The 13,463-nt window shown below is 37.8% G+C and carries 13 protein-coding genes and 1 tRNA gene; all 14 read right to left on the reverse strand.

The genetic code is table 11. From position 1 onward, the window contains the following. On the reverse strand, positions 1-864 hold the full coding sequence (locus PG086_RS05460; protein ID WP_081528326.1) for a VirB6/TrbL-like conjugal transfer protein, CD1112 family: 864 nt from the start codon (positions 862-864) through the stop codon (positions 1-3). A gap of 12 nt (positions 865-876) precedes the next feature. Further along, a complete protein-coding gene (locus PG086_RS05465; protein ID WP_000345446.1) occupies positions 877-1,092 on the reverse strand; it encodes a Maff2 family mobile element protein in 216 nt (71 codons plus the stop codon). A gap of 3 nt (positions 1,093-1,095) precedes the next feature. Continuing rightward, the gene (locus tag PG086_RS05470) at positions 1,096-1,407 is read right to left on the reverse strand and encodes a hypothetical protein (RefSeq protein WP_017645749.1); all 312 of its coding nucleotides are present in this window, start codon (positions 1,405-1,407) and stop codon (positions 1,096-1,098) included. Between the two features lie 313 nt (positions 1,408-1,720). Next, positions 1,721-2,338 carry an SAP domain-containing protein gene (locus tag PG086_RS05475; RefSeq protein WP_270748031.1) on the reverse strand — a complete coding sequence of 206 codons (618 nt, stop codon included), beginning with the start codon at positions 2,336-2,338 and terminating at the stop codon, positions 1,721-1,723. A 79-nt stretch (positions 2,339-2,417) separates the two neighbouring features. Next, positions 2,418-4,199 carry a VirD4-like conjugal transfer protein, CD1115 family gene (locus PG086_RS05480; RefSeq protein ID WP_270748032.1) on the reverse strand — a complete coding sequence of 594 codons (1,782 nt, stop codon included), beginning with the start codon at positions 4,197-4,199 and terminating at the stop codon, positions 2,418-2,420. Continuing rightward, positions 4,196-4,681: a PcfB family protein gene (locus tag PG086_RS05485; RefSeq protein WP_081528323.1), complete on the reverse strand. Its 486-nt coding sequence runs from the start codon at positions 4,679-4,681 to the stop codon at positions 4,196-4,198. The genes PG086_RS05480 and PG086_RS05485 overlap by 4 nt, the downstream gene beginning before the upstream one ends. Beyond that, the gene (locus PG086_RS05490; RefSeq protein WP_081528322.1) at positions 4,681-5,718 is read right to left on the reverse strand and encodes a DUF6017 domain-containing protein; all 1,038 of its coding nucleotides are present in this window, start codon (positions 5,716-5,718) and stop codon (positions 4,681-4,683) included. The genes PG086_RS05485 and PG086_RS05490 overlap by 1 nt, the downstream gene beginning before the upstream one ends. Positions 5,719-5,793: 75 nt before the next feature. Continuing rightward, positions 5,794-6,075 (reverse strand): CD1845 family protein, encoded by a 282-nt coding sequence (locus PG086_RS05495; RefSeq protein ID WP_102568195.1) that lies wholly within the window; start codon positions 6,073-6,075, stop codon positions 5,794-5,796. Positions 6,076-6,085: 10 nt separating this feature from the next. Next, positions 6,086-6,934, reverse strand: a complete 849-nt coding sequence (locus PG086_RS05500; RefSeq protein ID WP_000048811.1) for a KilA-N domain-containing protein — start codon at positions 6,932-6,934, stop codon at positions 6,086-6,088. Between the two features lie 59 nt (positions 6,935-6,993). Next, entirely contained in the window at positions 6,994-7,707 is a 714-nt protein-coding gene (locus PG086_RS05505; RefSeq protein ID WP_270748033.1) for a type I restriction-modification system subunit M N-terminal domain-containing protein, read from the reverse strand. Positions 7,708-7,850: 143 nt separating this feature from the next. Further along, positions 7,851-8,777, reverse strand: a complete 927-nt coding sequence (locus tag PG086_RS05510) for a bifunctional riboflavin kinase/FAD synthetase (RefSeq protein WP_270748034.1) — start codon at positions 8,775-8,777, stop codon at positions 7,851-7,853. Positions 8,778-8,920: 143 nt separating this feature from the next. Continuing rightward, entirely contained in the window at positions 8,921-12,460 is a 3,540-nt protein-coding gene (gene smc / locus PG086_RS05515) for a chromosome segregation protein SMC (protein WP_270748035.1), read from the reverse strand. Beyond that, the gene (gene rnc / locus PG086_RS05520) at positions 12,451-13,149 is read right to left on the reverse strand and encodes a ribonuclease III (protein WP_270748036.1); all 699 of its coding nucleotides are present in this window, start codon (positions 13,147-13,149) and stop codon (positions 12,451-12,453) included. Before rnc ends, smc begins: the two co-directional genes overlap by 10 nt. 182 nt (positions 13,150-13,331) lie before the next feature. Continuing rightward, positions 13,332-13,403, reverse strand: a tRNA-Arg gene (locus PG086_RS05525). Positions 13,404-13,463: the final 60 nt, after the last annotated feature.

The following is a 13,463-nucleotide window of genomic DNA, read 5'->3' on the forward strand; positions in this document are numbered from 1 at the left end:
TTAATGTGCGTTTAATACACTCTTTGCAAGCGTTCCACTCTTTAGCATCATTAGACCAAGAAGTAATGCATAGCCTAATATCATAAAGGTACTTGCATGAATGTCCGTTATCTTTATCGTCTTTACTAAAACTGCATAAATACCCAAGCATATAATCAAGAATAAGCCTTGAAGCCCAATAGCAAATAGACCTTTGATATAGTTTGTTCCAATTTGTCCCCACTCCTTATTTCCCATAGTGGCAAATGGAATTGCTGAAACTGAACAGTAAACATATATCTCAAACATTCTGCCATAGACAACTAGCATTATGACTACCGACATAACCTGTATTGCAACTTTAACAAGCGAGGTTTCAAAGAGTATCATCACCAGTTCTCCAAGTCCTTTGTCTTTTAATCCCTCAACCATCTGAACAATTTGATCACCTGAAACGGCAGCAGAAGTATTGATTACTCCTGCCGCCTGATTTACAAGGTGTTGTGCAACATCAAATACTGCCATTGAGAATGTAAAGGCATGAGATACTAGCCATACCGCTATCCACATCTTTATCATGTATTTAAAAAACTCAAAGGTATCTGTATCGTGCATATTATTCTTTTGCATAACCATATTTATCAGTTCAATACATAAAACTGCTGTAATGATTAAACCTGCAATTGGAATAATGACACTATCATTGATACTCTTAATAAAGTTAAATACCTCTGAGTTCCATCCCATTGGTGTCTTGCCTATATCGGTTGCTACTGCTCCGACTTTATCATTAATGTCGATAAACATTGACTCAAGATTTGCTTGGATACCTCCGAGAAGAAGCTCTTTAAAAAATTCCTCTATCTTATCGAAAATACCAAACATAAGCTACTCTCCTTACTTCAATACATTTGAAAGTAATGGGATTAGTTTTAAGCCGATTAGAACGATGCCTCCACCAGCCATTAGCTGCTTAATGCCCTGAGATTTTGCTCCAGGGTTATCATTACCATATCCCTCCATAAGGTTAATAACACCCCATGCTCCAAGACCAGCACCTACTGCCATTACCAAAATCTTTAATACATTAACTGCTTGTACGAAAAAATCCATTATTTATTCCTCCTCGTTTTCTTCTTTCTTTTCAATTTTGTTCATAGACATAACTACAAAATTCTTATATGTCTTTCCATTTTTAGTTCGTTTGTTGAAGTAACCATACACATGAATGAAATCACCTTCTGAAAATTCCTTAGCCACGTCAGATTTATTGCCATAGGCTGCACAGTTGATATACTCTCTACCTTTTCCATATCCTTTCGAAAGAGCAAAATTTACAACTTGAACCTCTTCATCACCTCTTGTAAAAGTTCCAAAAGTAGGTTTTTTTAACAGATTGGCATTGATATTAATCATTTCTTTATCCATTTTTTCCTCCAATTAAAAAAGCGACTGAAAAGTTAATTTCAATCACCAAGTATTTGTATATTTAGTTATCTATTAGGTAGGGCTTCTTATCCTTATCATCTTTTCTCCTTTACTTTCTGTAACATATTTAAGGGAACTAGCATTTTGTCGTGTATATATTAGTGAGAGGCATTTGAAATACTAGTTAGCAACTCTTGCGAGTTTTCCCTATTTATTGATCGCAATATAAATTGAAAATAGGCATGAAAAAAAACGATAGATTTTTTATTTCTATCGTCTTTAATACTTTATATTCAGTTCGACAAACTAGGATTTATTTATGATACTCCTCTATTTTATCTCCATATTCGTTTAGGAGTTGTCTCGAATAAATTTTTTCATTTTTTGAGTCTCTAACTTCTTTCCATATAATAGCAGCAACTTTTAACTTGTTAGAATAATAGTTGCTAAATTCATCTGAGCAAAAGTCCTTTAGGAATTGATTCCATTGACAAGCTGAATTATCATACTTAGCGTAGTCTGACTCGCCATAATATACTTTGAGCATATCTTGAATTGTAAAGTTTAAGTTATTTTCTGTTTTCACTTTTCTCCATGCCGTTGCCATATCGGCATTGAACTTAAATGGACTAACACCCGTTACTGCAGAAAAATAGTCCCTAAATTTTTGATTAAAGGAAAAAGCACATTCAAGTAATGGTGTACATAATGTTACAACTTCTGTTTGATTTTTGTTTCCATTTCTCTGAGATTTCTCTATTCTATTTCCCATAAAATATTGTTCTATGACATGATTCAGTTCTTGCTTTGTACTTCTATATTCTAATCCAAGTGACTTGCAAATTTTTGAAAGTTCCTCTCTGTACCAATAATATCTAGAAAATTCTTCAAATGACTTTATATCTCTGAAATCAGGTCTACCGTTCTTCAAATAGCCACACCCCCATAAATTCAAATTTATCTTATTATACCAAATATACCCACGCCACATAAAGCTATAAAAGAAAATATTACAATCTTGTAATTACTGTATTTCTATTAAACTTAACTTTTCCTTTTCTCTTGATATAGTCTTCAATATCAAACACATTCTTTTTATCATAGTCCTCAAGGAGCTTGTAATTCTTGTGCTTTGTAATATCAAATTTATCTGACAAAAATGGTCTGACACCTCGAAGCTGAAAAATACACTTGCTACCATCCATAACTGTTATCTCGTCTTGGCTCATCAATTCTTTTCCTGTCTTTTGGTAATTCAGTCCATAGCTATTAGCATTAGATCTTGTTTCCGATGTGTTATACAGATCTATGGTTTCTTTACCCAGTGTTTCAGACAGTTCTTTAAGTGTTGTCTTTTCCTTTCCACCAAGAAATAAAGTGCTATCGCAGTTGCCTACAATCGTATCTGCATTATCCTTGTAAATTGCCTTTAGCTGAGATTGTGCTTGTAATATGATACTTGCTGAAATCTCTCTACTTCTGATTGTTGCAATCAATTTCTCGAACTTCGGAATTAAGCCGATGTTTGCAAACTCATCAAGTAAGCACCTTACATGAACGGGTAATCTTCCTCCATACTCGTCATCTGCCTTATCACAAAGTAGGTTAAATAGCTGTGAGTACATAATAGATACAACAAAATTGAAGGTATCATCTGTATCAGAGATAATAACAAAAAGTGCTGTCTTTCTATCTCCAAGTGTATCAAGTTCAAGTTCATCTTCTTTCATTAAGTCCCGTAGTTCTTGAATATCAAATGGAGCAAGCCTTGCACCACATGAAATAAGAATAGACTTTGCTGTTTTTCCCGCAGCCAATTTGTACTTTTTATATTGCTTTACTGCAAAGTGCGTAGGCTCTTTCTTTTCCAATGCTTCAAATAGCCTATCAATAGGATTCATATATGTTTCATCATCTTCCCTGACTTCTGAAGCATCTATCATATCAAGGAGTGTTGCAAAGTTCTTTTCTTCTCTTGGAGCTTCATGGAAGATGTAGCCAATAAGAGCAGTATAGTAGAGTTTTTCGGCTTTCACCCAAAAATCTTCGCCTGCTTTTTCACCCTCTCCCTTGGTATTTGCAATAATTGTCTGTACCAGTTTCAATATATCTTTTTCACTTCTAAGGTAGGCGAATGGATTATACTTCATACTCTTTTTGAAGTTGATGGTATTTAAGATTTTTATCTCATAACCGTTATCTTCAAGCATCTTACCACATTCAATGACTATCGTTCCCTTAGGATCTGTAACACAATAGCTACTGTGCATTTGCATTAGGTTCGGTTTTACATAAAATCTCGTCTTTCCGGAGCCTGAACCACCTATAACCAAAACATTTTTATTTCTTGCATACTTTGGATTTGCCGGTCTGCCATTCATGGTTAATCGCTCAGTTTGAGTAAGCAAGATATTATTTTGAAACTTTTCATCCATATACGGCTCTATATCTTTTCTCGTTCCCCATCTTGCTGAGCCATACTCTTTCCCCTGTCTGAACTTTTTTGCGTTTTTACCTTTGGTATAGACAATAAATTTAATTAAAGCTGCTACTCCCACGCCCATTAAAATATCAGCCACATGAATACTTGGCAGTAAGCTCATGGTGTTAAGTTCCAATATTCCTTGAAAGATTTTATCTATCACATCGCCGCCAGTATAGGCTCGTACATGATGAGAAAAGATATTGCCTACATAGAAAAATGCAAGATAGGGAATGTTCTGTTTTAGAAACTTTGCCTTATCTTGCACTTTGAATAAGCCTTTGATGTCTTTTAGTATCTTATCTATCATAGGCTCTGCTCCTTTTGTTTATTCTTGACTTTATCCTTAGAAATAGTATTTTTAGCTAGTTCTTTAAATTTCTTTATGTTCTTGTGAATTGACTCCTTATTTTTTTCTTTTTTCTCAATATTTGATAGCACATTTTGAAAAGCTTTATTCATAACTTTTGTATCTTTTGCTTGGAAGAATACTGAATGTGTCCCAGTCTCCTTATCTTTCATCACTGAGAATTTAACACCATGTTTATTCAATTCTTTTTTTAGTTCTTTTAATTCACCATCTTTAACATTGATTTCTTCAAGCTGACCTTTCTTAACCATATCTTTGAGTTTGACTTCATTTCCCTCAGCCTTGATAAGTTTATCTAAGCCACCATGTTGTTTTGATCTCTGTTGTAACTTCTTTACTTGGCTTAAGATTTCTTGATATGTTGCCTTTAAGACATTAACTTCAATATTAACTACTCTATTAGAAATTTCTTCATTTATCATTAGTAACCTCCTTCCCTCATATCATAACTAACAAGTGCTGTATAATAGGCATCCATATTGCTTGGTGCATTATATGCTGCCGTTAAGATAAATGCTCTTACATTTCTTATTTTTGATTCGTTCTCTGATAAAGCATTTACAAGATACTCCATATGCGAAGAATCTAATTCTCTAAATCTCTCTTGAACAACATATGCTGGTAATTTCGTTTGATTTATTGTGACTGTATCTTCCGCATTTAATACCATAACATCAGCTAAAACTTTAATTATTTCATCAAAGGTTTTAGCAATAATCTTATTGCCCAGTTTCATATGTTCGTTGTATCCTGTGCTTTCTCTTAATTCTTCTAAACAAGATTTATATGATTTTATTTGTTTACGTCCTTCCTCCATTCCGTCCCCTGAATAAAACAGATCTCTTTCATAGATGGGTAGGTGGGAGGACTTCTCTGTAGAAATATCTGAAGTAATCTTTGATGAATTATTTGTAGTAATCTCTGGTAATGGTTCATGCAAGTTGCCATAATGCACTGGTAGATTTTCATCAAATGCATCGGTGCTAAATGCCTCATTGCATTGGTTGATTTTGCCCTCTTCCATTGGTGCATTTTGCCCTAATGCATTAGGCATAGCACTTTTACTTACTTGTTCTAATATTTTTCTTTCTTTCTCTTGTTTTCTTTGATTTAGTTCAAGATAAAGTTCTTCTAATTTCTTGTCATTTATTGTGTACCACTTCGTTTTATCTCTAGGATCTTTATTATAGTTTCCAACTAAAAGATAGCCCGCTTTTTCAAGCTTAGAAAAAGTTCTCTTTACTGTATCAACACTTAAATAATCAAAATCTTTTTCTTGCCATGCTCGTATGGAGTTATATGTCCAATACTTGCCATCATGATAATTGTTACCAGACTTCTTATTTATCTCAATCCAGTAATTTATTTGTTGAAGCACAAGAGCTTCATTTAAGCCTAATTCTCTGGCTAATGCTTTATTAGCCAGTATAGGTTGTTCATCAAATAAATACATACTCATATCATCGCCTCCTTTCTCTGAAATTTAGGCATAGAAAAAGACGATAGATTTATATTCCATCGTCTTAACTCTCTCTTATATTTCCTTTAATGTATCTTTCGCTACTTCAAGATATGCTGTGATCCAAAGTGCAATTTTAGGTAGCCCATAAGGACTGATCAAGAATGCCAGTAGTAATGCTGCTATTCCTGTTGCCATATCTTTTTGTATAAAGCAAGCTACTGCTCCAATAAATACTAGGAAAGATATTATACCTAAAATCATTCCACTAACTTTTATAATAAATTTTAGAAAAGCAATTAGTATCAACAAGATCAATATTATTGGAAATAAGATAATTTTCAATGCCCATCTCATAACAACCTCTCTATTTCTTTGATTTATCCTCTAAACTCTTAATACCTGTATTGTTCAACTTTTCAATTGACATCAGCTGAGTTCTGGCAAGCTTTCTAAGTTCTATCATTCTTTCTTTTTGATCCATACCTTTACCAATAAGAATTGCATTATAGCTTTCCATATTTGCAAGAACAAGTAATTCATTCAGACTTGCATAGTCTCTCATATTACCCTTTAACTCAGGATTTTCTTCACGCCACTGTTTAGCTCTCTTGTTAAACAAGGCTACATTGAGCATATCTGCTTCACTTGCATACTTGTAAGACAACTGTTCGTTGGTAAGATCTTTTAAGAGATATTCTTTGATTGCGTCTGTATGAATTTTGTAGTTAATCTTGGAAATTTCTCTATTCAAATTCCAACCTAATGATAGCTTAGAGTTTTCATCTGACTTAAGTCTTTTGTAATCCTGAATTACATACATCTTAAATTCAGCAGAAATCCATGAAGCAAATTCAAAGGCAATATCTGTATGTGCAAATGCACCACCGTATCTTCCTCCTTTTGAGATAATTCCGATTGCGTCTGTTTTTTCTACCCATTTCTTAGGGGACAGTGTAAAGGAATTATATCCAGCTTCCGATTTAATTCGGTCGAATTCGACCGAATTGAAATTCATGTTGTTTAAGCTTTCCCATAAACCAAGAAATTCAATTGTATCTTTTCTTCTCATCCAATTTTTAATTACATCACTTGGTTCATCGCTTTTATATCTAGCAATATCCGTTAGACTTATATAGTCGTTTTGAAAGTCTTCAGTATAAATTTGAATAGCAAATCCTTTTGCTTCAATCGTCTCTTTTTTCACCTTAGACATATGAGTTCCTCCTTTATGCTGATGTACTGTTTACAACATTTATTTTCATAATAACTGCTCTAAACAGCACACCAACGATTCATTTTTTTGATTTTAAACTTTGGTAGAAGCTCTAAAACCCTTGTATTTACTTGACTATTTGCCTGTGTCATTATTATGACACGAAACCCCATAGCAGGATCTGAGATAATATCCTTGATAGTTGGTTGCATCAACTCAACCATCATATCGATGATGTGACGAGGTGTACGAAATTGTCCATTTTTACCTGCGGTTGACAATTTTGATAGCAGATATTCATAGATGTCGCCAATATCATTAATCCCCTGTGTGTCACTATCAAAGTCTATACCTGAGTCTCTGGTTGGAAATTCATCTAATATAGAAATCACCTTTTGGAGAGTAGCAGGTTTATTTATTTGAAAGATAGCTTCACGCATATAACGTGAAAAAGCTGTATCATCAGTATCACCCTTGAGATTCTTCATAAATGGAAAAATCTCCTGTGTCATTAAACGATAGACTTCCTGAGCATCTCCCATATTTTTAAAAGTCGACCAACGGTATTCAGGTTTGTCTTTTGGAAAAATTCCCTCATAAGAAATTCCTAGAAACTCAGCATCGCTTTCGCGTCCAAGCTCGACACTATCCAAATCCTTCATAAACAGAAGATAAGTCAATTGTTCAATATTTGTTAGAGGATTTGCATTTCCTTCAGTCCACAGCATTTCCCACAGCTGATCAATTTTATTTTTTAATTCGCCTGTAATCATACTAGTCTCTTTTCTTTGGTTTTAAAGTTATGAATATCACTATTTTAACAGATTTTCAATCAACCTTCAATTATGTTTCTTTCTATTAAAATTTCTTTCAAAAATAAAAAAGCAAACACAAAATTGGTTTACTTTTTTAACTCTCACTCTCCATCCGTCCAGTTTCGAGCAGTCTCTTCGTCTTTCTGGAGTTGGTCTACCAGTTCCTCTACGGAGTCAAATTTGACCATATCGCGGATACGATCCAGCCAGTAGACCATGACTGTCTCACCGTAAATATCGTCAGAAAAGTCAAAAATATTAACTTCAAAACGTGGCTCTTCTCCATCGAAGGTAACATTTTTTCCAACACTTGCCATACCACGATATCTTTGACGCTGCACTTCCACATCGACTACGTAAACACCGTCTGCTGGCATATAGGTTCGATCTCTTAGGACCAGATTGGCTGTTGGATAACCAATAGTGCGCCCACGAGCATTTCCATGAACGACCATCCCACGAGATGGGAGCGGAGTGCCGAGCAGATGCTTGACTTCCTTGACATCTCCATCAAGAATAGCCTGACGAATCCGTGTGGAACTAATCTTGCCCTTTTCGTCCTCAACTGGAGGAACAATGATGATCTCTCCATCAAAATAGTCCTTCAGTTCATCCGCAGTTTTCTTATCTGAGCCAAAGGTATAGTCAAATCCTGCTACAATAATCGCTGGTTTTAAAGCTCGAACATAGGTATCAAAGAATTCTTGACCCGTTAAACTAGCAAATTTGCTACTAAAGTCAAGTAGGAAAAGAGCCTCTACCCCATGCCACTTCATCTTGTGCTCCCGTTCCTCGTGATTGACGATATGGAGCATGAGCTCAGGTTGATAAGGTTGTAAGGCAAGTTTTGGCGACTCTGTAAAGGTCATCACGACAACTGGCAGATAATCCTTCATTGAAGCCTTACTGGCTACTTCAAAAAGTTTCTGGTGCCCCTTGTGGATGCCATCAAAATAACCTAATACAAGGACTGTTTTTCCCGGTACTGCAATGTCTTTTTCGTTCTTAATAGGTACTGTTGTAATCATGAAACTATTATATCATAGAGAAAGTCTTTTCGCTAAAAGGAAATCCCAAATGTCGTTTTTTGCGCCTGAACCGACCGTAAGAGAAAATTTAGCGCTTTAGTTTTAAAAAATAGCACCTCCTAAGAGATGCTATCGTTTAGTAACTAGTCTATTGTTTCTTCCAAATCTTTTAACTTAACCGAAACAATCTTAGAAACACCTGATTCTTGCATGGTAACTCCATAGATAGAGTCCGCTGCCGCCATCGTCCCCTTACGGTGGGTCACGACGATAAACTGACTATCCTTGTCAAAGCGATTGAGATAGTCCCCAAAGCGTTTGACATTGGCTTCGTCCAGCGCCGCCTCTACCTCGTCCAAGATAACAAAAGGAATGGTCTTAACACGGATAATGGAGAAGAGCAGAGCCAGAGCTGATAGGGCTTTTTCACCACCACTCATGAGGTTAAGAGACTGGATTTTCTTACCTGGTGGTTGAACAGAAATCTCCACACCAGCTGTTAAAAGGTCACCCTCAGTTAATATCAAGTCTGCCTGACCTCCACCAAACATCTGTCTAAAGGTCACTTTAAAGGACTCACGAATCGCCTCAAAGGTTGATTTAAAGCGTTCCTTAACCTCATCATTCATCTCTGTGATGGTCTCAAGGAGCAGGTTTTTCGCAGACAAAATATCATCTCGTTGGCTATTGAGGAAATCCAGACGGTTGTGAACCTCTTCGTACTGGTCAATAGCGTCCAAGTTGACAGGACCCAGCGAGCGAATAGCCTTCTCTAAATCCTTAACCTCTTGCTCCGCCAGAGTTAGATTTTCCAGTTCATGAGCCTTTTCTAGAGCCTCATTGTAGCTAATCTGGTACTGGTCAGTTAATTGAGCTTGTAGATAGCGCAAGCGTTCGCTGACCTTTTCCTTCTTAGCTTCAGCATGTGTTTGCTTGCGAATCCACTCTTCGTTCTGCTGGCGAGCCTGATCCAAATGGCTGGCAATATCATCCAGCTGACCCTCGATATCATCCAACTCAAACTGCTTGCGAATCAAACCTTGTTGGAGATTTGTTTTCTGAGTTTTGGCCTCTTCCACCTGCTGACTTAGCAAATCCGTATCAACCTTCTCAAGATTATCAACCTTTTCTTGGAGGAGACGCTGGATTTCTTCTTGTTCAAGATTGAGGTTATCTAATTCCTTACCTAAGCGTTCAATATCAGTCACTTCATACCGCTTTTGTCCTTGCAGTTCGGACTTAAGCAAGCGTGCTTGCGCTACTTGTTCCTGCAAGTTTTGATAGCGTTCTTGAATAGCGTTTTTGTTAGACTTAATCTCTTCAATCTCAGCTTCCAGATTTTGCTTTTCACTGGCGATAGTAGCAAGGCGCTCTTGGCATTTTTCCTTATCCGCTTGCCAATCTCCTTCAGTAAGGCGATTTAATTCCTCTTCTTGAAGTTTCCAAAGCGTTTCCAGTTCTTCGACCTGCTGATTGGTTTGTTGATAAGCAAGATACAAACCTTGCTCCTGAATACGAGCTTGCTCACCCTGAGATTTGATAGCTTCTAATCTTTCTGTTAATACTACCATCTCATCTTGCAAGGTCTTCAAAGTCGCTTCTTCTGACCGTAAGTCAGCTTCTTCTTCAGCAATTTCTTTTTGTAATTGCTCCAGCTCTGGCTTGATGAAGATACTGTTGTTTTGACGATTGGCACCACCCGCGTAGGAACCACCTGTACGCAACTCTGTCCCATCCAGTGTCACCATACGAACCTGATAGCGAACTTGACGAGCTGCGGCACGCGCATGTTCTACAGTATCAAAAATTGCTGTCGTAGCAAGCAAGTTTTTGAAAATGGCTTCTAGTCTCTTATCAAACGACACCAACTCATCTGCCATGCCCAGAAATCCTGGACTTGCTGCGATAGCATCTTGATTCTGACTAGAAATGGTACGAGCCTTGATAGTCGTCAATGGAAGAAAGGTTGCACGACCAGCTCTGTTGCGTTTGAGGAAATCAATCGCCTTGGTTGCCGCGTTTTCATCTTCTACGATGATATGTTGACTGCTAGCTCCAAGCGCAATTTCTAGGGCAGTTTGATAATGCACATCAAAAGTCAAATGTTCACTGACTGCACCAACGATCCCACCAAGGCGGTCTTTTTCTTGGAGAACACTCTTAACGCCCGCATAAAAATTACTATGATTTCTAAGGATATTCTCTAAACTTTGGGCTCGAGCCTGCTTGTTTTTGAGACTGTCTAGACGGTCAAAGAGTTGGCTCTGCTGGGCTTGGAAAGAAACTTTCTGCTCCTCTTGCTCCTTGACACTAGCTTGGTAGTCAGCCAATAATTTCTGAACCTGCTCCTTGGCAGTTTCAAGCTCAGCCTGCTGTTGACTGGCCTTTTCTTTAGCTGTAGCCAGTTGTTCTTTCAGTTTCTCAAGTTGGTCTGCTTGTTTTTGAGACAGCTGACGGCTGTTTTCCAACTCATTCTCGATGCGGGTCAGTTGGTTTGAGACATCCGCTTCTTCTTGTAAAAGCGCAACAAAACGTTCACGCAGGAGCTCGATCATTTGGTCAGGATCATCTGAAAATGCCAACAACTCCGCTTCTAAACGATTTAGTTCCTTATTGTTTTCAGCTAGACTTTCCTCTAACTGTTCCAAGTTCGCTTCTTTTTCAGCCTTTTCCTTACTTAGAGCCTTTCTCTTATCTTCCAAAGTCGCCAAACGGGCTTGAGCCTCTTGTTGATTGAGGGCTACTTGCTCGGATTCCAGTTTTGATAGGGCTAGTTTTCGCTCTAAGTCACTGATCAAACTAGTCAAATCCATCAAACTTCCTTGATCCTTGGCCATTTCAGCTTGGAGATCCTGACGTTTCTTTTTAAGGCTTTGATTTTCCTCTTCTAATTCTTCACGCTTTTGGTAATAACTGGTCAAGAGTTCCTGAACCTGCGTTAGCTCTTCTTCTGTCAGCTCTAGTTCAGCCTTGTTTTCCTTGATTTGAGCAACCAGTACATCCAAGTAAATCGCCTTGCGTTGACCATCCAAGTCGAGAAACTTGCGCGCATTCTCGGCTTGTTTTGCAAGGGGCTTGATTTGATTGTCCAACTCATAGATAATGTCCTCTAAGCGGTCGAGATTGTCTTGAGTTTGTTGCAGTTTGCTTTCTGTTTCTTTTCGACGAGTCTTGTATTTCAGAACACCCGCAGCTTCTTCAAAAATAGCACGGCGTTCTTCGGGCTTGGAATTAAAAATCTCCTCAACCTTCCCTTGAGAGATGATGGAGAAGGAATCACGACCCAAACCGGTATCCAAGAAGAGGTCATGAATATCACGCAAGCGAACCTTCTTGCCATCAATTCGATACTCGCTATCTCCACTACGATAGATATGGCGTTCTACCTTAATGACTTGCCCTGCATCCTTGATAAAGCCATCTTCATTGTCCAAGGTCACGATAACAGAGGCATAATTGAGTGGTTTGCGACTTTCTGTTCCAGCAAAGATAACGTCGGGCATCTTACCACCACGAAGGCTCTTGATACTGGACTCTCCCAAGGCCCATCGCAAACTTTCTGTGATATTTGACTTTCCAGAACCATTGGGCCCAACGACAGCTGTCACGCCTTGGTCAAATACGACCTTAGTCTTGTCAGCAAAGGACTTGAATCCCTGGATCTCAATTTCCTTTAAATACATGAATCCAGCCCTTTCTCAACTGCATTTTTTGCGGCCTCTTGCTCTGCCAATTTTTTAGAACGGCCTTGGCCTTTTCCGATACTCTTGCCCTCAACCAGAACTTCTACATCAAAAACCTTGTCATGGGCAGGGCCCGTCTCAGAGGTCACCTGGTAGCGAATATCCACATCGCCATTAACCTGGAGCAACTCTTGAAGGTGTGTCTTGTAATCCTTAATCATTTCAAAGTCACCTGCTTCAACCTTGGGAATCATGACTTGATAGATGAACTCTTTTACCCTAGCAACATCCTTGTCCAAAAGCAAAGAACCCAAAAAGGCTTCAAAGGCATCTCCAAGAATGGTGTCACGATTGCGCCCACCAGACTTTTCTTCTCCTTTTCCTAGCTTGATAAACTGATCAAACTGGCAATCACGCGCAAAACCAGCCAAACTCTCCTCACGGACAATCATAGCACGAAGTTTGGACAAATCTCCCTCCGGTTTCTTAGGATATTTTTTATACAGATATTCTGAAATCAATAATTGCAGAACAGCGTCTCCTAAAAATTCCAAGCGCTCATTGTGTGAAATTTTTAAGAGGCGGTGCTCATTGGCATAACTCGTATGAGTAAAGGCCGTTTCCAGTAAGTTTTTGTCTGCAAATTCGATTGCAAAACGCTTCTTTAGTACAGTTTGTAATTCTTTCATACCAACCTCTTTCTAACTGATAACAGTCTCTTTTATTATATCAAAAAAAGCCCTCCGAGTCACTTTAAAACGGGACTAGAGGGGATTTGAGCATTTTTTAGAATAAAATTTTCAATTTTAGGGGCAAATTTGGGGCGAGATAAAGAAAAAGCCTTATTTAAGGCTTTCTTGGGCTATTTACATCCACCCTGAGGGAATCGAACCCCCATCTCAAGAACCGGAATCTTACGTGATATCCATTACACTAAGGGTGGAAACTTGCTTTATTATAACAGAAATTTGCTCTAATAACAAGTTTTTTATGGGTAGACTAA

It is taken from the genome of Streptococcus halitosis, from assembly GCF_027691175.1.
Lineage (GTDB): Bacteria > Bacillota > Bacilli > Lactobacillales > Streptococcaceae > Streptococcus > Streptococcus halitosis_A.